General features: G+C 53.7%; 20 protein-coding genes, 2 tRNA genes, 1 rRNA gene and 1 other annotated feature. Of the genes, 4 read left to right on the top strand and 19 right to left on the bottom strand.

Going from position 1 to position 25762, the window contains the following annotated elements:
• Nucleotides 1-647: 647 nt before the first annotated feature.
• Nucleotides 648-1158 (bottom strand) — a sequence feature (23S ribosomal RNA rRNA prediction is too short).
• A gap of 195 nt (nt 1159-1353) precedes the next feature.
• The 7 genes from JTI98_RS05630 to pepQ all read right to left on the bottom strand — a co-directional run bounded on the left by JTI98_RS05630 (nt 1354) and on the right by pepQ (nt 7615).
• Nucleotides 1354-1429 (bottom strand) — tRNA-Ala (locus JTI98_RS05630).
• A 114-nt stretch (nt 1430-1543) separates the two neighbouring features.
• A tRNA-Ile gene (locus JTI98_RS05625) sits at nt 1544-1620 on the bottom strand.
• 69 nt (nt 1621-1689) lie between these two features.
• Nucleotides 1690-3231, bottom strand: a 16S ribosomal RNA gene (locus JTI98_RS05620).
• 391 nt (nt 3232-3622) lie between these two features.
• Nucleotides 3623-4168, bottom strand: a complete 546-nt coding sequence (gene hemG / locus JTI98_RS05615) for a menaquinone-dependent protoporphyrinogen IX dehydrogenase (RefSeq protein ID WP_042998838.1) — start codon at nt 4166-4168, stop codon at nt 3623-3625.
• 11 nt (nt 4169-4179) lie between these two features.
• The gene (gene trkH, locus JTI98_RS05610; RefSeq protein WP_042326189.1) at nt 4180-5631 is read right to left on the bottom strand and encodes a Trk system potassium transporter TrkH; all 1452 of its coding nucleotides are present in this window, start codon (nt 5629-5631) and stop codon (nt 4180-4182) included.
• A gap of 38 nt (nt 5632-5669) precedes the next feature.
• A complete protein-coding gene (locus tag JTI98_RS05605; protein ID WP_046402112.1) occupies nt 5670-6284 on the bottom strand; it encodes an IMPACT family protein in 615 nt (204 codons plus the stop codon).
• Nucleotides 6284-7615 carry a Xaa-Pro dipeptidase gene (pepQ, locus tag JTI98_RS05600; RefSeq protein ID WP_046402113.1) on the bottom strand — a complete coding sequence of 444 codons (1332 nt, stop codon included), beginning with the start codon at nt 7613-7615 and terminating at the stop codon, nt 6284-6286. The genes JTI98_RS05605 and pepQ overlap by 1 nt, the downstream gene beginning before the upstream one ends.
• Before the next feature lie 190 nt (nt 7616-7805).
• Here pepQ and fadB point away from each other — a divergent pair, with 190 nt between their 5' ends.
• Entirely contained in the window at nt 7806-9995 is a 2190-nt protein-coding gene (fadB, locus tag JTI98_RS05595; RefSeq protein WP_044258318.1) for a fatty acid oxidation complex subunit alpha FadB, read from the top strand.
• Between the two features lie 9 nt (nt 9996-10004).
• Nucleotides 10005-11168 carry an acetyl-CoA C-acyltransferase FadA gene (gene fadA / locus JTI98_RS05590; RefSeq protein WP_046402115.1) on the top strand — a complete coding sequence of 388 codons (1164 nt, stop codon included), beginning with the start codon at nt 10005-10007 and terminating at the stop codon, nt 11166-11168.
• 169 nt (nt 11169-11337) lie between these two features.
• Here the strand turns inward: fadA and fre are convergent, their stop codons facing one another.
• Nucleotides 11338-12039, bottom strand: a complete 702-nt coding sequence (gene fre / locus JTI98_RS05585; protein ID WP_044258316.1) for an NAD(P)H-flavin reductase — start codon at nt 12037-12039, stop codon at nt 11338-11340.
• Nucleotides 12040-12077: 38 nt separating this feature from the next.
• Entirely contained in the window at nt 12078-13571 is a 1494-nt protein-coding gene (gene ubiD, locus JTI98_RS05580) for a 4-hydroxy-3-polyprenylbenzoate decarboxylase (protein ID WP_044327658.1), read from the bottom strand.
• Nucleotides 13572-13739: 168 nt separating this feature from the next.
• Here ubiD and rfaH point away from each other — a divergent pair, with 168 nt between their 5' ends.
• Complete coding sequence (gene rfaH / locus JTI98_RS05575; RefSeq protein WP_042998831.1) at nt 13740-14228, top strand: transcription/translation regulatory transformer protein RfaH; 489 nt, start codon at nt 13740-13742, stop codon at nt 14226-14228.
• A gap of 7 nt (nt 14229-14235) precedes the next feature.
• Here the strand turns inward: rfaH and tatD are convergent, their stop codons facing one another.
• The 9 genes from tatD to udp form a co-directional block, all read right to left on the bottom strand.
• Nucleotides 14236-15018, bottom strand: coding sequence for a 3'-5' ssDNA/RNA exonuclease TatD (gene tatD / locus JTI98_RS05570; RefSeq protein WP_216082019.1), 783 nt, complete (start codon nt 15016-15018; stop codon nt 14236-14238).
• Between the two features lie 41 nt (nt 15019-15059).
• Nucleotides 15060-15851 carry a Sec-independent protein translocase subunit TatC gene (gene tatC / locus JTI98_RS05565; RefSeq protein ID WP_042998829.1) on the bottom strand — a complete coding sequence of 264 codons (792 nt, stop codon included), beginning with the start codon at nt 15849-15851 and terminating at the stop codon, nt 15060-15062.
• A gap of 2 nt (nt 15852-15853) precedes the next feature.
• Nucleotides 15854-16384: a Sec-independent protein translocase protein TatB gene (tatB, locus tag JTI98_RS05560; RefSeq protein WP_044327205.1), complete on the bottom strand. Its 531-nt coding sequence runs from the start codon at nt 16382-16384 to the stop codon at nt 15854-15856.
• Between the two features lie 3 nt (nt 16385-16387).
• Nucleotides 16388-16657 carry a Sec-independent protein translocase subunit TatA gene (gene tatA, locus JTI98_RS05555; protein ID WP_044327204.1) on the bottom strand — a complete coding sequence of 90 codons (270 nt, stop codon included), beginning with the start codon at nt 16655-16657 and terminating at the stop codon, nt 16388-16390.
• A 78-nt stretch (nt 16658-16735) separates the two neighbouring features.
• Entirely contained in the window at nt 16736-18376 is a 1641-nt protein-coding gene (ubiB, locus tag JTI98_RS05550; RefSeq protein ID WP_044258310.1) for a ubiquinone biosynthesis regulatory protein kinase UbiB, read from the bottom strand.
• Nucleotides 18373-18978 carry a ubiquinone biosynthesis protein UbiJ gene (gene ubiJ / locus JTI98_RS05545; protein ID WP_216082018.1) on the bottom strand — a complete coding sequence of 202 codons (606 nt, stop codon included), beginning with the start codon at nt 18976-18978 and terminating at the stop codon, nt 18373-18375. Before ubiJ ends, ubiB begins: the two co-directional genes overlap by 4 nt.
• Before the next feature lie 13 nt (nt 18979-18991).
• Nucleotides 18992-19747 (bottom strand): bifunctional demethylmenaquinone methyltransferase/2-methoxy-6-polyprenyl-1,4-benzoquinol methylase UbiE, encoded by a 756-nt coding sequence (gene ubiE, locus JTI98_RS05540; protein WP_042326162.1) that lies wholly within the window; start codon nt 19745-19747, stop codon nt 18992-18994.
• A gap of 94 nt (nt 19748-19841) precedes the next feature.
• The gene (gene rmuC / locus JTI98_RS05535) at nt 19842-21269 is read right to left on the bottom strand and encodes a DNA recombination protein RmuC (protein ID WP_216082017.1); all 1428 of its coding nucleotides are present in this window, start codon (nt 21267-21269) and stop codon (nt 19842-19844) included.
• 153 nt (nt 21270-21422) lie between these two features.
• Entirely contained in the window at nt 21423-22184 is a 762-nt protein-coding gene (gene udp / locus JTI98_RS05530; RefSeq protein ID WP_216082016.1) for a uridine phosphorylase, read from the bottom strand.
• 260 nt (nt 22185-22444) lie between these two features.
• Between udp and JTI98_RS05525 the strand changes: the two genes are divergently transcribed.
• Nucleotides 22445-23254: a dienelactone hydrolase family protein gene (locus tag JTI98_RS05525; protein ID WP_042998823.1), complete on the top strand. Its 810-nt coding sequence runs from the start codon at nt 22445-22447 to the stop codon at nt 23252-23254.
• A gap of 66 nt (nt 23255-23320) precedes the next feature.
• Here the strand turns inward: JTI98_RS05525 and metE are convergent, their stop codons facing one another.
• Entirely contained in the window at nt 23321-25582 is a 2262-nt protein-coding gene (metE, locus tag JTI98_RS05520) for a 5-methyltetrahydropteroyltriglutamate--homocysteine S-methyltransferase (protein ID WP_216082015.1), read from the bottom strand.
• Nucleotides 25583-25762: the final 180 nt, after the last annotated feature.

The raw sequence follows: 25762 nt of genomic DNA, 5'->3' as shown, positions 1-25762 counted from the left end.
GTGTCGCTGCCGCAGCTTCGGTGCATGGTTTAGCCCCGTTACATCTTCCGCGCAGGCCGACTCGACCAGTGAGCTATTACGCTTTCTTTAAATGATGGCTGCTTCTAAGCCAACATCCTGGCTGTCTGAGCCTTCCCACATCGTTTCCCACTTAACCATGACTTTGGGACCTTAGCTGGCGGTCTGGGTTGTTTCCCTCTTCACGACGGACGTTAGCACCCGCCGTGTGTCTCCCGTGATAACATTCTCCGGTATTCGCAGTTTGCATCGGGTTGGTAAGCCGGGATGGCCCCCTAGCCGAAACAGTGCTCTACCCCCGGAGATGAATTCACGAGGCGCTACCTAAATAGCTTTCGGGGAGAACCAGCTATCTCCCGGTTTGATTGGCCTTTCACCCCCAGCCACAAGTCATCCGCTAATTTTTCAACATTAGTCGGTTCGGTCCTCCAGTTAGTGTTACCCAACCTTCAACCTGCCCATGGCTAGATCACCGGGTTTCGGGTCTATACCCTGCAACTTAACGCCCAGTTAAGACTCGGTTTCCCTTCGGCTCCCCTATTCGGTTAACCTTGCTACAGAATATAAGTCGCTGACCCATTATACAAAAGGTACGCAGTCACCCCATTAAAGAGGCTCCCACTGCTTGTACGTACACGGTTTCAGGTTCTTTTTCACTCCCCTCGCCGGGGTTCTTTTCGCCTTTCCCTCACGGTACTGGTTCACTATCGGTCAGTCAGGAGTATTTAGCCTTGGAGGATGGTCCCCCCATATTCAGACAGGATACCACGTGTCCCGCCCTACTCATCGAGCTCACNNNACATGCAATTTTGTGTACGGGGCTGTCACCCTGTATCGCCGGCCTTTCCAGACCGTTCCACTACCACACATGCTGATTCAGGCTCTGGGCTGCTCCCCGTTCGCTCGCCGCTACTGGGGGAATCTCGGTTGATTTCTTTTCCTCGGGGTACTTAGATGTTTCAGTTCCCCCGGTTCGCCTCGTTAACCTATGGATTCAGTTAACGATAGTGCAACGAATTGCACTGGGTTTCCCCATTCGGACATCGCCGGTTATAACGGTTCATATCACCTTACCGACGCTTTTCGCAGATTAGCACGTCCTTCATCGCCTCTGACTGCCAGGGCATCCACCGTGTACGCTTAGTCGCTTAACCTCACAACCCGAAGATGTTTCTTTCGATTCATCATCATGTTGCGAAAATTTGAGAGACTCGAACACACCATTAACAGTGTGTCGTTTCAATTTTCAGCTTGATCCAGATTTTTAAAGAGCAAAACTTCGCAGCGCACCCTTTCAGGTACACTCTGAAGTTTTCTTGATTACGTTCTACAGTATGGTGGAGCTATGCGGGATCGAACCGCAGACCTCCTGCGTGCAAAGCAGGCGCTCTCCCAGCTGAGCTATAGCCCCATACAGTGTAGTCAGAACCTCTGTACCGATAATTTTTCCTGAGACAAGGCGTGGAATGACGAAGCATACTTAAAGTATGCGAGTCGTTTCACAACGCAGTATTCAGGGAAAATTTGGTAGGCCTGAGTGGACTTGAACCACCGACCTCACCCTTATCAGGGGTGCGCTCTAACCACCTGAGCTACAAGCCTGTAGAGGTTTTACTGCTCGTTTTTCATCAGACAATCTGTGTGGGCACTACAAAGGCAGGTTCTTTAAGGTAAGGAGGTGATCCAACCGCAGGTTCCCCTACGGTTACCTTGTTACGACTTCACCCCAGTCATGAATCACAAAGTGGTAAGCGCCCTCCCGAAGGTTAAGCTACCTACTTCTTTTGCAACCCACTCCCATGGTGTGACGGGCGGTGTGTACAAGGCCCGGGAACGTATTCACCGTGGCATTCTGATCCACGATTACTAGCGATTCCGACTTCATGGAGTCGAGTTGCAGACTCCAATCCGGACTACGACATACTTTATGAGGTCCGCTTGCTCTCGCGAGGTCGCTTCTCTTTGTATATGCCATTGTAGCACGTGTGTAGCCCTGGTCGTAAGGGCCATGATGACTTGACGTCATCCCCACCTTCCTCCAGTTTATCACTGGCAGTCTCCTTTGAGTTCCCGGCCGGACCGCTGGCAACAAAGGATAAGGGTTGCGCTCGTTGCGGGACTTAACCCAACATTTCACAACACGAGCTGACGACAGCCATGCAGCACCTGTCTCACAGTTCCCGAAGGCACCAAGGCATCTCTGCCAAGTTCTGTGGATGTCAAGACCAGGTAAGGTTCTTCGCGTTGCATCGAATTAAACCACATGCTCCACCGCTTGTGCGGGCCCCCGTCAATTCATTTGAGTTTTAACCTTGCGGCCGTACTCCCCAGGCGGTCTATTTAACGCGTTAGCTCCGGAAGCCACGCCTCAAGGGCACAACCTCCAAATAGACATCGTTTACGGCGTGGACTACCAGGGTATCTAATCCTGTTTGCTCCCCACGCTTTCGCACCTGAGCGTCAGTCTTCGTCCAGGGGGCCGCCTTCGCCACCGGTATTCCTCCAGATCTCTACGCATTTCACCGCTACACCTGGAATTCTACCCCCCTCTACGAGACTCAAGCCTGCCAGTTTCGAATGCAGTTCCCAGGTTGAGCCCGGGGATTTCACATCCGACTTGACAGACCGCCTGCGTGCGCTTTACGCCCAGTAATTCCGATTAACGCTTGCACCCTCCGTATTACCGCGGCTGCTGGCACGGAGTTAGCCGGTGCTTCTTCTGCGGGTAACGTCAATGGCTAAGGTTATTAACCNNNACACCTTCCTCCCCGCTGAAAGTACTTTACAACCCGAAGGCCTTCTTCATACACGCGGCATGGCTGCATCAGGCTTGCGCCCATTGTGCAATATTCCCCACTGCTGCCTCCCGTAGGAGTCTGGACCGTGTCTCAGTTCCAGTGTGGCTGGTCATCCTCTCAGACCAGCTAGGGATCGTCGCCTTGGTGAGCCGTTACCTCACCAACAAGCTAATCCCATCTGGGCACATCCGATGGCAAGAGGCCCGAAGGTCCCCCTCTTTGGTCTTGCGACATTATGCGGTATTAGCTACCGTTTCCAGTAGTTATCCCCCTCCATCGGGCAGTTTCCCAGACATTACTCACCCGTCCGCCACTCGTCAGCGAAGCAGCAAGCTGCTTCCTGTTACCGTTCGACTTGCATGTGTTAGGCCTGCCGCCAGCGTTCAATCTGAGCCATGATCAAACTCTTCAATTTAAGTTTGATGCTCTTAGAATTAAACGTCGTAATGAATTACGTGTTCACTCTTTGAGACTTGGTATTCATTTTTCGTCTTGCGACGTTAAGAATCCATGTCACTCTGAGTGCCCACACAGATTGTCTGATAAATTGTTAAAGAGCAGTGCCGCTTCACTTTTTCTCAGCGGCGCGGGGTGTGCATAATACGCTTTCCCGCTTCAGAGTCAAGCATTTATTTCGCTTTTCTCTGTTGGTGTTCATCACTGGTTTTCACCGGAGAACCCCGCTGACCCGGCGGCTTGTGTGCCGTTGTTCCGTGTCAGTGGAGGCGCATTATAGGGAGTTATTTCGGGCTGACAAGGGGAAATTTAAAATAATTTTCCGAGTGCGCATTTTTTATTCTTTGCGTTTATTTAACCACCGAATCGGGGGTTAACTGGGCGATTTCGCGGGCAAAACTCGCCACTTGCTCCCAGTCGGTATAGATAACTTCTTTGCGCGTATCCGTTTCGCCGCCCGACATTTTCATAATGAGTTGAATCATCATGCGATCATACCAGCGATAGCGTGGGTACAGCAGCGCCCCGGCGATAACCGCAGAACGGTCTGGCCGCCACTGTGAGTTCATTAAAAACTTGCGCGCGTAGCTGTTGGTCTGCGGCGTCCGCTTTTCCGGTTTACGCGCCACCAGGTTGACGGAGTAAAACGCGCTTGGCATGTGATTCAGTCGCGTCGCATGTTTCTTCACAAACTCGAGAAATGCAGAATGATAATGTCCATAACGAATGGATGCGCCAATGACCACACGGTCATAGCGTTCCCAGTCAGGCTCTTCGGTACGATGCAGGTTGACGACATCCGTACAAACGCCAAGCTCTTTGAGTTCTGACGCCAGATAAGCGGCGATTTCCCGGGTCTGTCCATCGCGAGATGAGAAAAGAATCAGTGTTTTCACGTGTTACTCCATTATTCACGCCAGAAGGTCGGGGTAAAAAGTACCAGCAAAGTGAAGACTTCCAGACGACCGAACAGCATATTGGCAATCAGGATCCATTTTGCCACTGGATTCATACTGGCAAAGTTGTCCGCCACGACGCCCAGCCCGGGCCCAAGATTGTTCAACGTCGCCACCACGGAAGCAAAGGCCGAGAAATCGTCCACGCCAGTCGCGATAATCGCCAGCATACTGACAATAAAAACCAGCGCATACGCCGAGAAAAATCCCCAGACCGCTTCAAGAATACGCTCCGGCAGCGCGCGATTCCCCAGTTTGATGCTATAGACTGCATTGGGATGCACCAGGCGCTTCAGCTCGCGGTTCCCCTGTTTGAACAGCAAGAGGATACGGATAACCTTCAGTCCCCCGCCCGTTGACCCTGCACAGCCGCCGATAAACGCAGAACATAGCAGCAATACCGGCAGGAAAAGCGGCCAGCGCGCAATACTGTCGGTGGTAAATCCGGCCGTAGTCGCCATCGACACCACCTGGAAAAAGGCCTGATTGAGCGTCGTCAGTGCGGAGCTATAGATGTTATGGAACCAGAGCACTAATGTGCAGATGACCACCAGCGTCAGTTGGACGCCAATGAACATGCGAAATTCGGGGTCACGCCAGTAAACCTTCAGGCTGCGGCCACTCAGTAACGAGAAGTGCAGACCGTAGTTACAACCAGAGATTAATAAGAAGATAGCGATGATAGTGTTAATCGTTGGGCTGTCAAAATAACCCACGCTGGCATCATGGGTAGAAAACCCGCCGATCGCGATAGTAGCGAAACTGTGTCCGATGGCGTCAAACGCTGGCATGCCGGCAAACCACAGCGCCAGCGCGCAGGCGACCGTCAGCAGGACGTAGATCAGCCACAGCGTTTTTGCCGTTTCGGCAATACGCGGGCGCATCTTGTTATCTTTCAGCGGCCCTGGCATTTCAGCGCGATAGAGCTGCATCCCACCGACGCCGAGTATCGGCAAGATCGCGACGGCCAGCACAATGATTCCCATCCCACCGAACCATTGCAGCATCTGGCGGTAAAAGAGGATCGCATGCGGCAGCGAATCCAGCCCCACCAGCGTGGTAGCGCCGGTCGTGGTCAGTCCGGAGAATGATTCGAAAAACGCATCAGTAATCGTGAGGTTCGGGCTTTCAGAAAAAATGAAAGGTAACGCACCCACGCTACCCAGCACGGTCCAGAACAGTACCACGATCAGAAACCCTTCACGGGATTTCAGTTCGCCTTTCTCACGACGGTTCGGCCACCACAACATGGAGCCAATCACCAGTGCGACAAAAAAGGTTTGCGTAAATGCGCGTCCCGCCCCATCACGATAGATAAGCGCTACCAGCCCCGGGAGGATCATCGTGCCCGAAAATAAGATAACCAGTAGTCCTACAATTCGGGTAATGGCGCGAAAATGCATCTCTGCCGCTTCCTTAGTTCTTCAAAATGAGGTGGGGATTATTCTTCAATCGCTAACAATTGCAATGAACCACGACTAAAATCCGCCAGCTTTGCTGAAAATTCATCCGCTTTCGCATAAGGAAGCGCCACCCTTAACCGAACGAATGCCTGGTAATCACTGGTGACGATTTTGCCGCCATATTGACCCAGAAGTGCTTCAACGCCAGCCAACTGCGCGTACTCACACTGCAAAGTATATTCGGTTAATGGCGTCTTGCGCTGTGTCGTTAACTGACGCAATGCCTGGTTTACGCCACCGCCGTAGGCTTTAACCAGTCCGCCGGTGCCGAGTAAGATCCCGCCGTAATAGCGCACCACAACGGCGGTAATTTCCCCAACTCCGCTGCCCATCAACTGCGCGAGCATCGGCTTGCCTGCCGTTCCCGCCGGTTCACCATCATCTGAAAAGCCCAATTGCTGCGAATCATTCGGCGCTCCCGCCACCCACGCCACGCAATGGTGACGGGCGTCAGGGTGCTCCGCTCTGACTGATTCCACAAACGCTTTTGCCGCCTCTACGCCATCGGTATGCGCCAACAACGTAATGAAGCGGCTTTTTTTGATCTCTTCGACAACGGTGACCGGCGCCGCAGGGATTAACCAACTGTCCATTACGCCAGTTTCAGATCCCGCGTCATGTTTTCAACGTTGTTCTCGTGGATCACCACGTTATCTTCAATACGAATACCACCAAACGGTTTCAGCGCTTCAATTTTCTGCCAGTTGAAGTGTTTGCTGAACTGCCCTTCACGCCACGGCGCGAGCAGCGATTCGATGAAGTAAAAGCCCGGTTCAATGGTCAACACCATGCCCGGCTGGAGCACACGGGTGCAACGCAGATACGGATATTTGGACGGCGCGGCGAGATGCGTACCGGTGTCATCCTGCATAAAGCCCGCGACATCATGCACCTGCAGGCCCAGCGGATGGCCGATACCGTGCGGCATAAACGGTCCGGTGAGATCGTTTTCGACCATCGCCTCTTCGCTCATATCGGTGACGAGCTGATGCTTACGCAGCAGTTTTGCAATACGCTGATGGAACTGAACATGATAATCCACATAGCTGACACCCGCTTTCATGGTGGCAATCAGCGCCAGCTGTTCGTCATTCACATCTTTCACTAACTGCGCATACTCGTTGTCGCTTTTCGCCGACCAGGTACGGGTCAGGTCTGCGGCATAACCGTTGTACTCCGCACCGGCATCCAGCAAGAAGCTGCGGATTTCAGACGGTGCCTGATGATCCAGCTTTGTATAATGCAAAACCGACGCATGCTCGTTCAGCGCCACGATATTGCTGTACGGCACATCGGTGTCGCGGTGACCGGTCGCAGTCAGATAGGCCAGGTTGATATCGAACTCGCTCATCCCCGAACGGAAGGCTTCTTCCGCCGCACGGTGTCCATTCACCGCCATTTTCTGCGCTTCGCGCATGCAGGCCAGTTCGTAGTCCGTTTTGTAGGCGCGGTAATAGTGCAGATAGTCGATCACCCCTTTCGGGTTGATATTGTTGGCGGCGATCTCCAGTTGCAACGCACGCTCTGGAACCGGGCCGATATAACCAATATTGCCGCGCGCGGCAGGCAGTTGACTGCCAATGCCATCCGCCTTCGGCAGGGCAATCACCTCAACTTCTTCAGTCCAGAAGGAGGTCGGCAGCGGTTCAACGTTGTGCCAGTAATCGACCGGCAAGTAAAACCACAGTTTGGGTTTGTTCACCCCATCAACCAGCAACCAGCAGTTGGGAACCTGAGTCACCGGCACCCAGGCTTTAAACTGCGGATTAACCTTAAACGGGTAAGGATGATCGTCGAGAAAAACGTTAACCAGCTCGCCGGAGTGAATAAGCAGCGCATCAAGCTTAAAGCGTTCCAACGCATCACGCGTCCGTTCTTGTAAGGTAACGATATGATTTTTATAGAGTGCGGCCAGTGATTCCATTTTCTATCCTTCTGTTTTTTTCGACCTCAAGTCTCCGCATCTTAGCACATCGATTCACGAGAGCGTGATTTCTACCAGGTGTGATCGGATCGGCATTTTTTTAATCAGTCATTTGCATTTTATTAACATAAAATACACACTTCGCTTCATCTGGTATGACCAGATCACCTTGCGGATTCAGGAGACTGACATGCTTTACAAAGGCGACAACCTGTACCTCGACTGGCTGGAAGATGGCATCGCCGAACTGGTGTTCGATGCCCCAGGCTCAGTGAACAAACTCGACACGGCAACCGTCGCCAGCCTCGGCCAGGCGCTGGACGTACTGGAAAAACAAACAGATTTAAAAGGGCTGCTGCTGCGTTCGAATAAAGCAGCCTTTATCGTCGGTGCCGATATCACCGAATTCCTTTCGCTGTTTCTCGTTCCCGAAGAACAGCTCAGCCAGTGGTTGCATTTCGCCAACAGCGTCTTTAACCGTCTGGAAGATCTGCCGGTCCCCACGCTCTCTGCGGTTAACGGCTATGCGTTAGGTGGCGGCTGCGAATGCGTACTGGCGACCGATTACCGCCTGGCGACGCCGGATCTGCGTATCGGTCTGCCAGAAACAAAGCTGGGCATCATGCCAGGCTTTGGCGGTTCCGTACGTATGCCGCGCATGTTAGGCGCGGACAGCGCACTGGAGATCATTGCTGCCGGTAAAGACGTTGGTGCTGAACAGGCGCTGAAAATCGGTCTGGTCGATGGCGTCGTGAAAGCGGAAAAACTGATTGAAGGCGCAAAAGCAGTTTTACGTCAGGCCATCAGCGGCGATCTGGACTGGAAAGCGAAGCGTCAGCCGAAGCTGGAACCGCTGAAGCTCAGCAAAATTGAAGCTGCCATGAGCTTCACCATTGCCAAAGGCATGGTCGCGCAAACGGCAGGCAAACATTACCCGGCCCCGATGACTGCAGTGAAAACCATTGAAGCCGCCGCGCGTTTTGGCCGTGAAGAAGCGCTTAATCTGGAAAACAAAAGTTTTGTTCCGCTGGCGCACACCAATGAAGCCCGCGCGTTGGTCGGTATCTTCCTTAACGACCAATATGTGAAAGGCAAAGCGAAGAAGCTGACCAAAGACGTTGAGACGCCAAAACAGGCTGCTGTGCTGGGCGCAGGCATTATGGGCGGCGGTATCGCGTATCAGTCGGCGTGGAAAGGCGTGCCGGTTATCATGAAAGATATCAACGACAAATCCCTGACCCTCGGAATGACCGAAGCGGCTAAGCTGCTGAACAAACAGCTTGAGCGCGGCAAAATTGACGGTCTGAAGATGGCGGGCGTGATTTCGACCATTCACCCTACGCTGGATTATGCCGGTTTTGATCGCGTGGACATCGTGGTCGAAGCCGTGGTTGAAAACCCGAAAGTCAAAAAAGCGGTGCTGTCCGAAACGGAAGACAAGGTTCGCCCGGATACCGTGCTGGCCTCTAACACCTCCACCATTCCCATCAGTGAACTGGCAAGCGTGCTGAAACGCCCGGAAAATTTCTGCGGGATGCATTTCTTTAACCCGGTTCACCGGATGCCGCTGGTTGAGATCATTCGTGGCGAGAAAAGCGCCGATGAAACCATCGCGAAAGTGGTCGCCTGGGCAAGCAAAATGGGCAAAACACCGATTGTGGTGAACGACTGCCCTGGCTTCTTTGTAAACCGCGTACTGTTCCCTTACTTCGCGGGATTCAGCCAGTTGCTGCGCGACGGAGCGGACTTCCGCAAAGTCGACAAAGTCATGGAAAAACAGTTCGGCTGGCCGATGGGCCCGGCATACCTGCTTGATGTTGTCGGCATTGATACAGCGCATCACGCGCAGGCCGTGATGTCCGCAGGCTTCCCGCAGCGGATGCAAAAAGATTATCGCGACGCGATCGATGCGCTGTTTGACGCCAGTCGTTTTGGTCAGAAAAACGGTCTGGGCTTCTGGCGCTATAAAGAAGACAACAAAGGTAAGCCGAAGAAAGAAGAGGATGCCACCGTTGATGACCTGCTGGCTGACGTCAGTAACGCGAAGCGTGATTTCAGCGAAGACGAAATTATCGCCCGTATGATGATCCCGATGGTCAACGAAGTGGTGCGCTGTCTCGAAGAAGGCATTATCGCCAGTCCGGCAGAGGCCGATATGGCACTGGTTTACGGTCTGGGCTTCCCTCCGTTCCACGGCGGCGCGTTCCGCTGGCTGGATACGCTCGGCAGCGCGAAGTATCTCGATATGGCGCAACAGTATCAGCACCTCGGTCCGTTATACGACGTTCCGGAAGGTCTGCGTAATAAAGCGCGTCATAACGAACCGTATTATCCCCCGGTTGAGCCTGCCCGTCCGGTCGGCGACCTGAAAACGGCTTAAGGAGTCACAATGGAACAGGTTGTAATTGTTGATGCGATCCGTACCCCGATGGGCCGTTCGAAAGGGGGCGCGTTTCGCAACGTGCGTGCGGAAGATCTCTCCGCACATTTGATGCGTAGTCTGCTGGCGCGTAATCCGGCGCTTGAAGCGGCGGCGCTTGATGACATCTACTGGGGTTGCGTGCAGCAGACGCTGGAGCAGGGCTTTAACATCGCCCGTAACGCGGCGCTGCTGGCGGAAGTTCCACACTCCGTTCCGGCGGTGACCGTCAACCGTCTGTGCGGCTCTTCCATGCAGGCATTGCATGACGCCGCACGAATGATCATGACCGGTGATGCGCAGGCCTGTCTGGTGGGTGGCGTGGAGCATATGGGCCATGTGCCGATGAGCCACGGCGTCGATTTTCACCCAGGTCTGAGCCGTAACGTCGCCAAAGCGGCGGGCATGATGGGACTAACGGCGGAGATGCTCTCACGCATGCACGGCATCAGCCGTGAAATGCAGGATGCCTTTGCCGCACGTTCACACGCCCGCGCCTGGGCCGCCACGCAGTCCGGCGCGTTTAAGAATGAAATTATCCCAACCGGTGGGCATGACGCCGATGGCGTGCTGAAGCAGTTTAACTACGACGAAGTGATCCGTCCGGAAACCACGGTTGAAGCGTTATCTACCCTGCGTCCGGCGTTTGACCCGGTCAGCGGCACGGTCACCGCAGGAACCTCTTCTGCACTCTCCGATGGTGCCGCCGCCATGCTGGTGATGAGCGCGAGTCGTGCACGCGAGTTAGGTCTGAAACCACGCGCCCGCGTGCGCTCAATGGCGGTGGTCGGTTGTGATCCTTCCATCATGGGATACGGTCCGGTTCCGGCGTCGAAACTGGCGCTGAAAAAAGCGGGGCTTTCGGCCAGTGATATCGGTTTGTTTGAGATGAACGAAGCGTTTGCTGCGCAGATCCTGCCGTGTATTAAAGATCTGGGGTTAATGGAGCAGATTGACGAGAAGATCAACCTTAACGGCGGCGCGATCGCGCTCGGTCACCCGTTGGGTTGTTCTGGCGCGCGTATCAGCACCACGTTGTTGAACCTGATGGAACGCAAAGATGTCCAGTTCGGCCTGGCGACGATGTGTATTGGGTTGGGTCAGGGTATCGCGACCGTGTTTGAGCGGGTGTAAAGATATTCACTCATTGTCGGCCGGGTAAGCGAAGCGCCCCCGGCTCGATTGCCGGATGGCGATGCTAAAGCATCTCATCCGGCCTACAACGAAAACGTCACGGTATAACCATTTAGTTGCCGTTCTTCCCGCCTGTCAGGGGCGGGTTTTTTCTTCTTCGTTTCTCTTCTTAGATAAATGAGAACGCATCGCCAAACAGGCGATCTTCACGTGCGCTGCGCTCATTACAGAACAGGTCACGCGCGATTTTCGCCATCTCAAAACGCCCGGCAATGTAGATGTCATGATCGGCCAGCGTTCCGTGATCCTGCATCACCGCCGTTAAGACCGTCCCTGTACGCCCACGCCAGCCGGCTTCCGGTTGTTCCACCACGGCTTCAACGCGCAGATTGGGATGGTTGACAGAGAGCGCTTCAAGTTCAGAGAGATCGTAGAGATGCTTCTCTTCACGTCCCCCCCAGTAAATCGTGACCTCACGATTGGGATTATGCGCCAGCGCCGTCAGCAGAATGGAACGGGCGTAGGAAAAACCCGTACCACCAGCAATCAGGATCAGCGGACGCTCTTCATCGTCACGCAGCCATGCGTCGCCGTGCGGAATATCTATCGTTATCTCATGATCTTTCAGGATGCGATCCATCACTGCTTTGGCATAGAGATTAATTTCTGACGCGCCAATGTGGAGCTCAATAAAACCCTGCTCATCCGGCGTAGAGGCCATCGAGAACGGGCGTTTATCCCGCTCATCCATCACGACCATCAAATATTGACCGGCACGAAAGGAAAATGCCGCGTCGGGTACTAAACGAACACGGTATACGGTATCAGTGATAGCTTCTACCGAGGTCACTTTACAGCTTAAGGTTGTCATGCGCTCCCTCTATGGGTCTGTAGGGCAAAACGAGCGCCTCAGGCGCCTTTACCGTCATTAAAGATGGCCAGTTCATCCCAAATCGCATCAATGCGGGCGGTCACGTCGGGGTCTTTTTTAATTGGACGTCCCCACTCGCGTTGGGTTTCACCTGGCCATTTGTTCGTGGCATCCAGCCCCATTTTTGAACCCAGACCGGAGACCGGCGAGGCAAAATCCAGATAATCAATTGGCGTATTTTCTACCAGCACCGTGTCCCTGGCCGGGTCCATACGGGTAGTAATCGCCCAAATCACATCGTTCCAGTCGCGTGCATTGACGTCATCATCACAGACAATAACAAATTTGGTGTACATAAACTGGCGTAAAAATGACCAGACACCCATCATGACGCGTTTCGCATGCCCCGCGTACTGTTTTTTAATCGTGACGACGGCAAGGCGATAAGAGCACCCTTCCGGCGGCAGGTAAAAATCGACGATTTCCGGGAACTGTTTTTGCAGAATCGGCACAAACACTTCATTTAGCGCAACGCCAAGGACGGCAGGCTCATCCGGCGGACGACCGGTGTAGGTCGAATGGTAAATCGCATCTTCACGCTGGGTAATATGCGTGACGGTAAAGACCGGGAAGCTATCCACTTCATTGTAATACCCCGTATGGTCGCCATACGGGCCTTCCGGTGCCATTTCACCCGGATCGATATACCCTTCCAACACAATTTCCGCACTGGCAGGCACTTCAAGATCGTTAGACAGGCATTTAACCACTTCGGTTTTCGTACCGCGCAGCAGACCGGCAAAGGCGTACTCTGAGAGTGTGTCCGGTACCGGCGTCACCGCGCCAAGAATAGTGGCCGGATCGGCACCCAGCGCAACGGAGACCGGGAACCGTTCCCCCGGATGCGCCGCACACCACTCCTGATAATCAAGCGCGCCGCCACGATGCGACAGCCAGCGCATGATCAATTTATTCTTACCGATGAGCTGCTGACGATATATACCTAAGTTCTGCCGCTCTTTATGCGGGCCACGCGTGACGGTCAGCCCCCAGGTGATGAGCGGCGCGGCATCTTCTGGCCAGCAGGTCATAATGGGGATGCGGTTTAAATCGACGTCATCGCCAGAGATGATTTTTTGCTGACAAGGCGCACCGCGCAGTCGCTTCGTCGGCATATTCAGCACCTGTTTAAACTGCGGCAGTTTATCAAACAGATCGCGAAAGCCCTTCGGCGGCTCCGGTTCTTTCAAAAAGGCCAGTAATTTACCTACTTCCCGCAGCGCAGAGACATCATCCTGCCCCATGCCCATCGCGACACGCTTTGGCGTACCAAACAGGTTACACAACACCGGCATTGAATAGCCTTTGGGGTTTTCAAACAGCAGCGCAGGGCCACCGGCACGTAGCGTGCGATCGGCAATTTCTGTGATTTCCAGATATGGATCCACTTCAAGCGTAATGCGTTTGAGTTCACCCTGTTGTTCAAGCAGCGTCAGGAAGTCGCGTAAATCGTGATATTTCATGGCGTCCATTGTGGCCTCTTCGTAAGCGCCTCATTATACGGCGTTCATCATCGTGATGCTGTATTTTTGTTAAATTAGCGTGAACTCTGGCAGCCCACCGCCGTCACCGGGATTATAATTAACTTCACGCCTTACATTTGCTATGCTTGCGCCCCGAATAAGCGGATAAGAGCCATTATGCAATCCTGGTATTTACTGTACTGCAAACGCGGGCAACTTCAGCGTGCTCAGGAGCACCTCGAAAGACAGGCGGTGAGCTGCCTGACACCGATGATCACCCTGGAAAAAATGGTGCGTGGAAAACGTACTGCAGTCAGCGAACCCCTGTTCCCTAACTATCTGTTCGTGGAATTTGACCCGGAAGTGATTCATACCACGACGATCAATGCCACGCGCGGCGTCAGCCATTTTGTCCGCTTTGGCGCATCACCGGCAATTGTCCCTGCCACGGTGATTCATCAGCTCTCCGTCTATAAGCCAGAAGGCATTGTCGACCCTGAAACGCCTTACCCCGGCGACCGTGTGGTCATTACGGAAGGGGCTTTTGAAGGCCTGCAGGCGATCTTCACTGAACCGGACGGTGAAGCGCGTTCCATGCTGCTGCTCAACCTGTTGAATAAAGAGGTGAAGCAGAGCGTGAAAAACACCGGTTTCCGTAAGCTTTAACGGCGACTTAAAACGACATTCCAAACAGTTTCCTGACGTTCGCATCCGTTGTGGCGGAAAGCCACTGCGGATCGTCTCCGCGCCAGTGGGCAATACGCTCAAGAATATGTGGCAGATATGCCGGTTCGTTACGTCGCGATGCGGGTTTCGGCGAGAGATCGCGCGGCAACAGATACGGCGCATCGGTTTCAATCAGCAACTGTTCGGCCGGAATAAACGGCAGCAATTCGCGCAGTTCCAGCCCACGACGCTCATCACAGACCCAGCCTGTAATGCCGATATGTAATCCTCTGTCGATACAGTCCTGCATTTCTTCACGCGTGCCGGTAAAACAGTGCAGCACCGCACCCGGGAGTTTATCCAGCCACGGATCCAGCAGCGTCAGAAATCGTGCATGCGCATCACGACAATGCATAAAAACCGGCATCTGTAACTCAGCAGCGATACGCAACTGCGCATCAAACGCCCGCTCTTGTTCCTGCGGAGTGGAAAAATTACGATTGAAATCAAGGCCACATTCGCCAATCGCCACGACCTCAGGCATTGACGCCAGCGCCGCAATCGCCTCCTCTGTGGCAGGCTGCCACTGGCTACTGTCGTGCGGGTGAACACCGGCCGTCGACCAACAGTGAGGATAAATGTGCGCCAGTCGTTGCGCCTGTTGGCTTTCATGCAGGTTTGTTCCGGTGAGAAGCAGGCCCTTCACGCCAGCAACCCTCGCGCGTGCCACAACCTCATCATGGTCTTTTAAAAACTGCGAGCTGGTTAAATTAACGCCGATATCAAACATGCTTCGCTCCATATGACAACCGCCCTGGCGGGCGGTTGAATTTACTCTTCTGTCTTCTCGGCTTTCTCAGCTTCGGCTTCCGATTCCGCCTCGTTATCTTCATCCCGTGTCTGTCGCTTACCGACATAGAAACGTGAGAAGAAAACGCCGACCTCAAACAGGAAGTACATCGGAATCGCCAGTAACGTCTGCGAAAAAACATCCGGCGGCGTCAGCAACATCCCTACCACAAACGCGCCAACTAACACATAAGGCCGTTTTTTACGCAAATCTTCCGGTGTCGTCACCCCCATCCAGCAAAGCAGCACGATGGCAACGGGCACCTCAAACGAGACCCCGAACGCCATAAACAGCGCCATGACAAAGCTCAGATAGCTGGCAATATCCGTCGAGACCTGCACGCCTTCCGGCGCGGTATTGGCAAGGAAGCCAAACGCCAGCGGGAACACGACAAAGTAGGCAAACGCCATGCCGATATAGAACAGTAACGAGCTGGAGATCAGTAACGGCACCACCATGCGGCGTTCATGCTTATACAGCGCTGGCGCGATAAACGCCCAGACCTGATAAAGGATCACCGGCGCTGACAGAATCAGCGACACCATGAAGGTTAATTTGATCGGGGTGAAGAACGGTGATGCGACATCCGTCGCGATCATGGTTGCGCCCTGCGGCAACTGTTTGATAAGCGGCGAGGAAACCAGGTGATAGATGTCATTGGCAAAATAGACCAATGCCAGAAAAATCACGATAACCGCAATAATGCAGTTAAGCAGACGTTTACGCAGCTCAATCAGGTGCGTGATAAGCGGTTGAGTATCTTCTACAGCCATGTTTACGGTTTATCACTCGACGTAGGGGAGGAGCCAGCAACAGGAGCAGCGGTTTTCGGTTCAGCGTCCTTCACGTTGACGACAGGAGACGTCTCCCCGACAATCTCAGGAGCCTGTTCCGGTGCGCTGGCCTGGACTTCAGCAGTAGCGGGCGTGACCCCTTCATGCTGTTCTTCGTTCCCTTTCACCACCGGGTTATGGATGGTGTGCGCTTCGTCGCTCGCTTTTTCGGGCTCGTTCGCGCTATAGGAACGTTTCATTGACTCCGCCGCCTGGCGCAGTTCATCCATCGAGGCTTTCAGCTCGGGAGTCAGATTTTCCAGGCTCGCTTTCTCAACCTTTTTCAGGCTGTCCTGAAACTCCTGGAGCTTAAGTTCCTGGGTCAGTTCATTCTGAACGGTGGTCGCAAGGGATCGCAATGCGCGTACCCAGCCAGCTATCGTTTTGACGGCTACCGGCAATCGCTGCGGCCCCAGTACGACGAGGCCGATAATAAACACCAGTAACAGTTCGCTAAAGCCGATATCAAACACGAATTACACCTGCTCTTTATCGTGGCTTTTCGCGTCTTCTGTTTTCGCCGTTTCTTTAGCAGCGTCTGCCGGTTTGTCAGTAATAGACTTCGCGGTAAAGTCAGCGTCCTGACTGGCTTTATCCTGTTTAGCATCATCATCACTCATGGCTTTTTTGAAGCCTTTGATGGATGCGCCAAGATCGGAACCGATGGAGCCGAGCTTCTTGGTGCCAAACAACAGTACAACGATGACGGCAATGATCACCAACTGCCAAATACTGATACCACCCATACATGTTCCTCTGTGATAGATGATGAATTAATAAGGCCGTAGTATACGTTACCCGGCCTGCCTTGAGCGATGAAAAAATCAGCGAGTTTTGCGCCAGCCGACAATCCAGGCGACCAGGCCGCCTGCCATCAACCAGCCGGGCATATAGCCCCATTCAGGACGATTAATCAACAGGAATGTCCCACTCAATAGTAACGTGGCTCCAATTCCCAATAAGTAACGGGATTGGCCCTGACGCACATGATTCTCCTGAAGCTCGCGCGCAATCTTATCAACACTGTGCTGTAAATATTTGCCCTGGCGCAAACTGTCGTACACCAGTTCAGGGAGTTCTGGCATTTTTTCGACCCAGAACGGCGCTTTTTCCTTAAATGCCCTGACCAGCGCCGGAATACCGACCTGATCTTTAATCCATGATTCCAGAAAAGGCTTCGCCGTTTTCCAGAGATCCAACTGCGGATACAACTGACGTCCTACGCCCTCAACATACAGTAATGTCTTCTGCAACAATACCAGTTGAGGCTGCACTTCCATGTTAAATCGACGCGCCGTATTGAAAAGGTTTAACAAAACGTGACCAAACGAGATTTCTGCTAGCGGTTTCTCGAAGATAGGCTCGCATACGGTACGAATCGCAAACTCAAACTCTTCAACGTTGGTATCCGGCGGAACCCAACCTGAATCAACATGCAGTTCCGCAACCTTGCGGTAATCACGATTAAAGAACGCGATAAAGTTCTCCGCCAGGTAACGCTTATCTTCCTTGTTTAAGGAGCCGACAATGCCGCAATCAATGCCAATATATTTCGGGTTTTCGGGGTGTTCATAACTGACAAAGATGTTTCCGGGATGCATATCCGCGTGGAAAAAGCTGTCGCGAAACACCTGAGTGAAGAAAACCTGCACGCCGCGCTCCGCCAGCAACTTCATGTTGGTGCCGTTTTTCTCCAGCGTCACCACATCGGAAACCGGGATGCCATAGATGCGTTCCATCACCATCATATTCTCACTGCAGTAGTCAGAATAAACTTCCGGGATGTAGAGCATGGGGCTGTCTTCAAAGTTTCGCCGTAGCTGAATGGCGTTGGCCGATTCGCGCAGCAGGTTCAGCTCATCAATCAGTGTTTTTTCATATTCCCGCACCACTTCCGTCGGGCGCAGACGGCGACCGTCCGGTAGCAAGCGCGGCACCCAGCGGGCAAGACGATAAATCAGTCGTAGATCCGCTTTGATAACCGGCAGGATGTCAGGACGTATGACTTTGATGACGACCTCTTTGCCGTTCGATTTCAGTCTCGCCGTATGCACCTGAGCAATTGACGCCGACGCCAGCGGCTGAATCTCGAATTCATCAAACCAGGCTTCAACGGGCAGTCCGCCCATCGCTTCTTCGATTTGCGCTTTCGCCAGCTTGCCATCGAAGGGGGCGACTTTGTCCTGTAACAACGCCAGTTGATCGGCGATATGCGGAGGGAAGAGATCGCGGCGAGTTGAGAGCATTTGGCCAAACTTGATCCACACCGGCCCTAACTCCTGCAGAGCCAGTCTCAGTCGCTCTCCCAATAATTTGTCTTTATGCCGGTTTGGCATCCAGAACAGGCAGTAACGCCATAACCGCAGCGGCAGCGTGATCCGCATTTTGGGGATGAGTTCATCAAGTCCGTAACTTAAAAAAGTGCGAATGATGAAATACAGGCGCCGTACTTCACCTGGCGTCATTTAGCCTCCAGTTTTTCCAGCCGCCGGGTCAGCGCATCGACAGCGCGTTCCACCGCTGCCGTTTCTTCCGCGAACCAGGCAACCTCTAACGGTCCGGGTGCCATTCGCCACTCTTCCGTAATGGCTTCGGCAACATAACGTTGCTGACGTTGGATCCCGTGACGGAGAAATTTTGCCCCGGCGCGCAGGGCTTTGCTGATCCCTTCCGCCGCGATGTCGCCGGTATAAGGCGCCAGCAGTTCAGCAGGATCGAATTCCGCCAGGTCGGCAAGGGCAACGAAATTTTGCACAACCTGAATATCACCCTGCACTTCCAGTTCGCCACTGCGAATCAGCGCAGCCAGTTGCTGGCGGTCACGTAATTTTGGCAATACGCTGGCATGAGTGATCACCGTACAATCGGCCTCGCCAGCCCACTCGCCCAGCACGTCAACCTGGCGTTCGCTGAACAGCAGAATTAATGATGTCGAAAAGCCTTTTAGCTCTACACGCAGCACTTTTCCCAGCAGACGCGCTCGCGCCGTTTTCAACGCCGACGAACGATACAGGAATGAATTAAGCAAACTTTCCATTCCTGCAGTCACTAAGGGTTTAAAAGGCATCCCCGTTCTCCTGTCAGAACTTATAGCCGCGATGTAGCGCAACCACACCCGCTGTCAGGTTGTAATAGTCGACACTTTCGAACCCGGCGTCCTGCATCATCGCTTTCAAAGTGTCCTGATCGGGATGCATACGGATGGATTCCGCCAGATAGCGATAGCTGTCGGCATCATTGGCGACCATTGAACCGATACGCGGCAGGATATGGAACGAGTAGGCGTCGTACGCTTTGCTCAGTGGCTCGATAATCGGTTTAGAGAATTCCAGCACCAGCAGACGACCACCTGGCTTCAGGACACGGAACATCGAGCGCAGGGCTTTGTCTTTGTCCGTGACGTTACGCAAACCGAAGGAAATAGTGATGCAGTCAAACGTATTGTCCGGGAACGGCAGCGCTTCCGCATTGGCCTGAACATATTCTACGTTGCCAATCACGCCGATATTGCGCAGCTTTTCACGACCCATTTTGAGCATTGAGTCATTGATGTCCGCCAGAATCACCTTGCCGGTCTCCCCGACCAGACGGGAGAATTTAGCCGTCAGATCGCCGGTTCCCCCGGCTAAATCCAGTACTGTCTGACCACGGCGGACGCCGCTACAGTCGATGGTGAAGCGCTTCCACAAACGATGGATGCCAAAAGACATCAAATCATTCATAACATCATATTTTGATGCCACAGAATGAAAAACGTGGGCCACCATGTCCGCTTTATGCTCTTTAGCGACAGTCTGAAAACCAAAGTGCGTCGTTTCTTGTGAATTATCCACCATCTCAGTGCCTGCTCATCAAAAAATTGTTCGAGAAGTGTAACAGATTGGGGCGCATTGCCCTACCCTTCTGCCCGTCCGGGTTACTCCGAACGGACTAATTCGATTGCTGCTTTATCCCGTCATCGTCGGAATAAGATGCATCCTCCTGCTCTTCAGGTACCGATCGCAACCGATACTCTTCATCCTGCGTTGTGGCCTGTTCCGCCAGTTCAGGGTTAATCTCGCGCTTAATTTCTACCCCTAAGCCGCGAAACGCTTCGGCCTGTGCCAGCACGTTGCCGCGCCCCGACGATAGCTTTTTCATCGCCTGACGATAGTTATCCTGCGCTTTGTCCAGACTCTGTCCGATGGAGGACATATCGTCGACAAACAGCCGCATCTTGTCATAGAGCTTACTCGCACGGTCCGCAATCTGTTGCGCATTACGGCTTTGATGTTCGTAACGCCATAGATTCGCAATGGTTCGCAACGCCACCAGTAATGTCGTGGGACTGACCAGCATAATATTATTTTTAAGCGCTTCAGTAATCAGTTCGGGCTGTCGGTCGAGCGCTAACAGAAACGCGGGCTCCACCGGAATAAACATCAGCACGTAATCCAGCGTGCGCAGCCCCGGAAGCTGCTGGTAGTCCTTACGTCCCAACAGGCGAATATGGTTACGCACCGAAGCAATGTGTTCCTGAAGCGCGCTTTCGCGGGTGTAATCGTCTTCCGCATTAAAATAGCGCTCATAGGCCACCAGCGTCATTTTGGCGTCGATCACCACATCTTTTCCCTGCGGTAAACGTACAATTACGTCGGGCTGCATGCGGGAACGAACGTCATTCTCGATACTGACCTGCGTTTCGTACTCATAACCTTCACGCAGTCCGGATGCTTCCAGCACACGAGTGAGTACGACTTCGCCCCAGTTCCCCTGCGTTTTATTATCGCCTTTTAGTGCACGCGTCAGGTTGACCGCTTCCTGGGCCATTTGTGCATTAAGCTGTTGGAGATTGCGAATTTCATGCGCCAGGGTGTGACGTTCTCGCGCTTCCTGACCAAAGCTGTCCTGAACCTGGCGACGGAAACCGTCCAGTTGTTCACGCAGCGGCGTCAGCAGACCATTCAGGCTTTGTCGGTTTTGCTCATCAACCCGGCGATTGCTTTGCTCAAAGATTCGGTTTGCCAGGTTTTCAAACTGTTCGCTCAGACGCTGCTCGCTGTTGATCATCTGGCGAATTTTATCTTCCGCATGCTGCTGTGTGGCTTCCATTCGCGTGGTCACTTCACGCAGATCCACTTCCAGCGAGGTGTTAATGCTGCGCAGGCTACGTAATTCGTTATTGAGCAACTCGCACTCATCACGCCAGTGTTCACTTTGGGCAAGCTGTTGTTTGGCAGCACTTAATGCCGCAACCATCTCTTCACGTTCAGCGAATTGTTCGGCTTTCTGTTGCGCATGCTGATAGCTGGCTATCAGCCAGCCAAGCGCAATGCCCACCAGCGCAATAACCGCATAAATGATGATTGAGATATCCAAAATGCCTCCCGACGCCATACATCACCCGCACAAAATAGAATTGTGCTGTATAAACGTCCAGTTTTAAAGAACTTTCCTGCGAGGCGGTACGCAAATAATCGCGTAAAAGCAAAAGGCCGAACGCGTCGGCCTTTTTTACGGAAGAGAAGAGAATTAGATGAGACGACGTGCCGCTTCCACCACGATTTTCACCGCATGGCTTTCGGTTTGTTTCATCGTCTCCGCATTCGGGATCTCTTGCTGGGTACGGTTGACGATTACCCCCGCAACCATCCCGGCGCGCAGGCCCTGGCTTGCACACATGGTCAGCAACGTGGCGGACTCCATTTCGTAGTTCATCACGCCCATTGACTGCCACTCTTCCATGGAGCCTTTGAAACGACGTACTACGCGACCGGAGAAAGTGTCGTAACGTTCCTGGCCTGGGTAGAAGGTGTCAGAAGATGCAGTTACGCCCACATGTGTAGTGGCACCGATGGATTTTGCCGCTTCAACCAGCGCGGTGGTGCATTCAAAGTCAGCGACTGCCGGATACTCCATCGGCGCAAAGTGCAGGCTCGCACCATCCAGACGAACGGACGCCGTGGTGACCAGAACATCGCCGACATCGATATGCGGCTGAATGGCCCCCGTGGTGCCAATACGCAGGAAAGTACGAATGCCCAACTGAGCCAATTCTTCCACCGCAATAGAAGTTGATGGGCCACCGATACCGGTCGAGCAGACGATGACGGCTTTACCATCCAGCTCTGCGCGCCAGGTAGTGAATTCACGGTGAGATGCCAGTTTAACTGGCTTCTCCATCAGCGCGGCGATCTTTTCTACACGTTCCGGATCGCCAGGGACGATAGCCAGCGTAGCCCCTTGTAAATCGTTCTTGGTGAGGCCGAGATGAAAAACGTCAGACCTGGACATATAAAACTCCTCTGTGATTCGGTTTTTGTCAGAAGAAGCAAAAAGACACTTTACCGAAGGACTTAAGATATTTTCGTGACAGTCATCACCATGATGTAATTAAGTTGCATTAATTTACCTACAAAAAGTGATAAACATCACATCAATAGCCCGACTTTCTCTTTCTTTGCACAAAAAGCGAGCCGTTTGAGGCAGTGTGAATGGTTAAAGGCTGTCTATAGTTAATAGTGCGCTATTTTTCTAAGGGTACGGAGAATACCATGACATCAACACCACAAACCGGTTTTGCACCTGCAGCATCCCCTATTGCCTCTACCTCAGTGCATACCCCGGACGACGCCATCGTCGCGGGTTTTACGTCAATCCCTTCTCAGGGGGACGAGATGCCGGCGTTTCACGCCCGGCCGAAAAAGAGCAATGGCCCACTGCCTGTGGTCATTGTAGTGCAGGAAATCTTTGGCGTGCATGAACATATCCGCGACATCTGCCGTCGTCTGGCGCTGGACGGCTATTTGGCTATCGCGCCAGAACTCTACTTCCGCGAAGGCGATCCCAATGATTTCGCCGATATTCCCACGCTATTGAGCGGTCTGGTGGCGAAAGTGCCGGATTCTCAGGTTCTGGCCGATCTGGATCACGTCGCCAGTTGGGCGTCCCGCAACGGTGGCGATGTTCATCGTCTGATGATCACTGGTTTTTGTTGGGGCGGACGTATTACGTGGCTGTACGCGGCGCATAACCCGCAACTGAAAGCCGCTGTAGCCTGGTATGGGAAGTTGGTTGGCGATAAGTCGTTGAATTCGCCGAAACATCCTGTCGATGTGGCGACCGATCTGAACGCCCCGGTGCTGGGTCTGTACGGCGGTCAGGATAACAGTATTTCACAGGAGAGCGTGGAGACTATGCGCCAGGCCTTACGCGCCGCTAACGCCAATACGGAGATTGTCGTCTATCCCGATGCCGGCCATGCCTTCAATGCCGACTACCGCTCGAGCTATCACGAAGAATCAGCCAAAGACGGCTGGCAAAGAATGCTGGCGTGGTTTGCGCAGTACGGAAGTAAGAAATAACGCAGGTTTGAACCGCCACCCGACAACAGGCCCGGTGGCGACTTCGCCTTACCGGGCCCAGGAAGATCACGCCTGACGCAGATTCTGCGCGGCTTTCACCATGTTCGCCAGCGCGGCGCGGGTTTCCGACCAACCGCGGGTTTTCAGGCCGCAGTCCGGGTTTACCCACAGGCGTTCAGCCGGGATACGTTGTGCCGCTTTTTGCAACAGCGCCTCAATCCACTCTACGCTCGGGACATTCGGCGAGTGAATGTCATACACGCCCGGCCCGATTTCGTTCGGATAGTCGAACTCTTCGAACGACTCCAGCAGCTCCATGTCGGAACGTGAGGTTTCAATGGTGATCACGTCAGCATCCAGCGCGGCAATAGAATCCATGATGTCGTTAAACTCGCAGTAACACATGTGGGTGTGGATCTGGGTATCATCTTTCGCCACCGCCGCGTTGATGCGGAACGCTTCCACGCCCCACGCCAGATAAGCCGCCCAGTCGCTACGACGCAACGGCAGCCCTTCGCGCAGTGCGGGTTCATCAATCTGAATGATGCCAATGCCTGCCGCTTCCAGATCCGCCACCTCATCACGCAGTGCCAGCGCGATCTGTTTGGCGATGGTTTCGCGGGTGACGTCTTCACGCGGGAAGGACCAGCAGAGAATGGTCACCGGGCCGGTCAGCATGCCTTTTACCGGTTTGTCAGTCAGCGACTGAGCATACGTCGCCCATTCTACGGTGATCGCTTCCGGACGGCTGACGTCGCCGATCACCACCGGCGGTTTCACGCAGCGAGAGCCGTAACTCTGCACCCAGCCATTCTGGGTGAAAACAAAACCATCGAGGTGCTCACCGAAATATTCCACCATGTCGTTACGCTCGGCTTCACCGTGGACCAGCACGTCCAGGCCTAAGCGTTCCTGCTCAACAATCGCCTGCTTAATATGCTCCGCGATGCCAGTGCGATAGTTGTTAGCATCAAGCTGCCCTTTTTTGAAGTCCAGACGCAGGCCGCGGATTTCAGGAGTCTGCGGGAAAGAACCGATAGTGGTCGTCGGCCATGCAGGCAGGTTGAAGCGCGCACGCTGAGCTTCAGCGCGCACTTCGTACGGGTTCGCCCGCTGGCTGTCCTGCGCGGTGATGGCCGCCAGACGTTTTTCCACTGCTGCATTGTGCACACGGGTCGAGTGGCGACGCGCCTGAATCGGTGCGCTCCATTCGGCGATGGCGGCGGTATCGCCGCTGTTCAGCGCATCGCGCAGCAGCGTCAGTTCACCACACTTTTGCAGGGCGAAGGCAAACCAGCTCTTCACTTCCGCATCCAGACGCGTTTCAACGCTCAGGTCGATCGGGCTGTGCAGCAATGAGCAGGACGAGGCCACCCACAGATCGCGAAGGCCTACGATATCTTTAATCTGGGCATATTTTTCTGTCAGATCGGCACGCCAGACGTTGCGTCCATTGACCAGACCGGCAGACAGCAGCCAGTCAGTCGGCAGGTGTTTGTGCAGCGCTGTCACGTCATCTTTACCGTGGACCAGGTCAACGTGGAGTCCCTGTACCGGCAGCGCGGCAATGGTATCAAGGTTAGGCGTCACACCTTCAAAGTAGGTGGTCAGCAGCAGTTTCACCTGCCCGGAAAGCGCATCGTAGGCCGGTTTGAAGGCGTTCAGCCACGTCTGCGGCAGTTCCAGCACCAGCGCGGGTTCGTCGATCTGCACCCACTCGATGCCGCGTTTTGCCAGTTCCGCCAGCACCTGCTGGTAAACCGGCAGAATGTCTTTCAGCAGGCTCAGGCGATCGAACGACTCGCCCTTTACTTTGCCCAGCCACAAATAAGTTACCGGGCCGAGCAGCACAGGTTTCACCTTGTGACCCAGCGCCAGCGCTTCGTCCACTTCATCCAGTAGTTGGGTCCAGGTCAGTTTGAACTGCTGACCTTTGACGAACTCCGGCACCATATAGTGATAGTTGGTGTTAAACCATTTGGTCATTTCTGCCGCCGCAGCCGGTTCGCCGGTCGGCGCACGACCGCGACCAATGCGGAACAGGGTGTCGATATCGACGGAACCATCTTTGTTCTGATGACGCGCCGGGACGTTACCGAGCAGCAGGCTGGTGGTCAGAACATGGTCGTACCAGGCAAAATCGCCGACCGGCAGTAGATCGATACCGGCCTGCTTTTGCTGATCCCAGTGACGCGCCCGCAGTTCGCGGCCCACCGCCAGCAGTTCTTCACGGGTCACATTACCCGCCCAGTAGCCCTCTTGCGCTTTTTTCAGCTCGCGACGCAGGCCAACACGAGGGAAACCGAGGGTGTGATTCAGTATTGTCATTTTACTTCCTCTAATTATATGTAAATCCTATGGATTTTTAATTCAGGGAAGGTGGCAAGTTTGCTCACCCCCGGGAGCTTACATCAGTAAGTAACCAGGGCGGGGAAACGCAGCCAACGCACCATAAATTTAAAATACGAAGGATTTTGGACGTCTGGATGTTTACACATCCATATTTGA

Origin of the sequence: Citrobacter sp. MGH 55 (assembly GCF_016906145.1) — a bacterium.
GTDB classification, from domain to species: Bacteria; Pseudomonadota; Gammaproteobacteria; order Enterobacterales; family Enterobacteriaceae; genus Citrobacter_A; species Citrobacter_A amalonaticus.
This window is presented reverse-complemented; position numbering and strand designations above follow the sequence as displayed.

What these genes read in the sequence shown, in the direction of transcription:
- trkH (WP_042326189.1), bottom strand. Translation starts at nt 5,631, where the DNA reads ATGCATTTTCGCGCCATTACCCGAATTGTAGGACTACTGGTTATCTTA.
- JTI98_RS05605 (WP_046402112.1), bottom strand. Translation starts at nt 6,284, where the DNA reads ATGGACAGTTGGTTAATCCCTGCGGCGCCGGTCACCGTTGTCGAAGAG.
- pepQ (WP_046402113.1), bottom strand. Translation starts at nt 7,615, where the DNA reads ATGGAATCACTGGCCGCACTCTATAAAAATCATATCGTTACCTTACAA.
- fadB (WP_044258318.1), top strand. Translation starts at nt 7,806, where the DNA reads ATGCTTTACAAAGGCGACAACCTGTACCTCGACTGGCTGGAAGATGGC.
- fadA (WP_046402115.1), top strand. Translation starts at nt 10,005, where the DNA reads ATGGAACAGGTTGTAATTGTTGATGCGATCCGTACCCCGATGGGCCGT.
- fre (WP_044258316.1), bottom strand. Translation starts at nt 12,039, where the DNA reads ATGACAACCTTAAGCTGTAAAGTGACCTCGGTAGAAGCTATCACTGAT.
- ubiD (WP_044327658.1), bottom strand. Translation starts at nt 13,571, where the DNA reads ATGGACGCCATGAAATATCACGATTTACGCGACTTCCTGACGCTGCTT.
- rfaH (WP_042998831.1), top strand. Translation starts at nt 13,740, where the DNA reads ATGCAATCCTGGTATTTACTGTACTGCAAACGCGGGCAACTTCAGCGT.
- tatD (WP_216082019.1), bottom strand. Translation starts at nt 15,018, where the DNA reads ATGTTTGATATCGGCGTTAATTTAACCAGCTCGCAGTTTTTAAAAGAC.
- tatC (WP_042998829.1), bottom strand. Translation starts at nt 15,851, where the DNA reads ATGGCTGTAGAAGATACTCAACCGCTTATCACGCACCTGATTGAGCTG.
- tatA (WP_044327204.1), bottom strand. Translation starts at nt 16,657, where the DNA reads ATGGGTGGTATCAGTATTTGGCAGTTGGTGATCATTGCCGTCATCGTT.
- ubiB (WP_044258310.1), bottom strand. Translation starts at nt 18,376, where the DNA reads ATGACGCCAGGTGAAGTACGGCGCCTGTATTTCATCATTCGCACTTTT.
- ubiJ (WP_216082018.1), bottom strand. Translation starts at nt 18,978, where the DNA reads ATGCCTTTTAAACCCTTAGTGACTGCAGGAATGGAAAGTTTGCTTAAT.
- ubiE (WP_042326162.1), bottom strand. Translation starts at nt 19,747, where the DNA reads ATGGTGGATAATTCACAAGAAACGACGCACTTTGGTTTTCAGACTGTC.
- udp (WP_216082016.1), bottom strand. Translation starts at nt 22,184, where the DNA reads ATGTCCAGGTCTGACGTTTTTCATCTCGGCCTCACCAAGAACGATTTA.
- JTI98_RS05525 (WP_042998823.1), top strand. Translation starts at nt 22,445, where the DNA reads ATGACATCAACACCACAAACCGGTTTTGCACCTGCAGCATCCCCTATT.
- metE (WP_216082015.1), bottom strand. Translation starts at nt 25,582, where the DNA reads ATGACAATACTGAATCACACCCTCGGTTTCCCTCGTGTTGGCCTGCGT.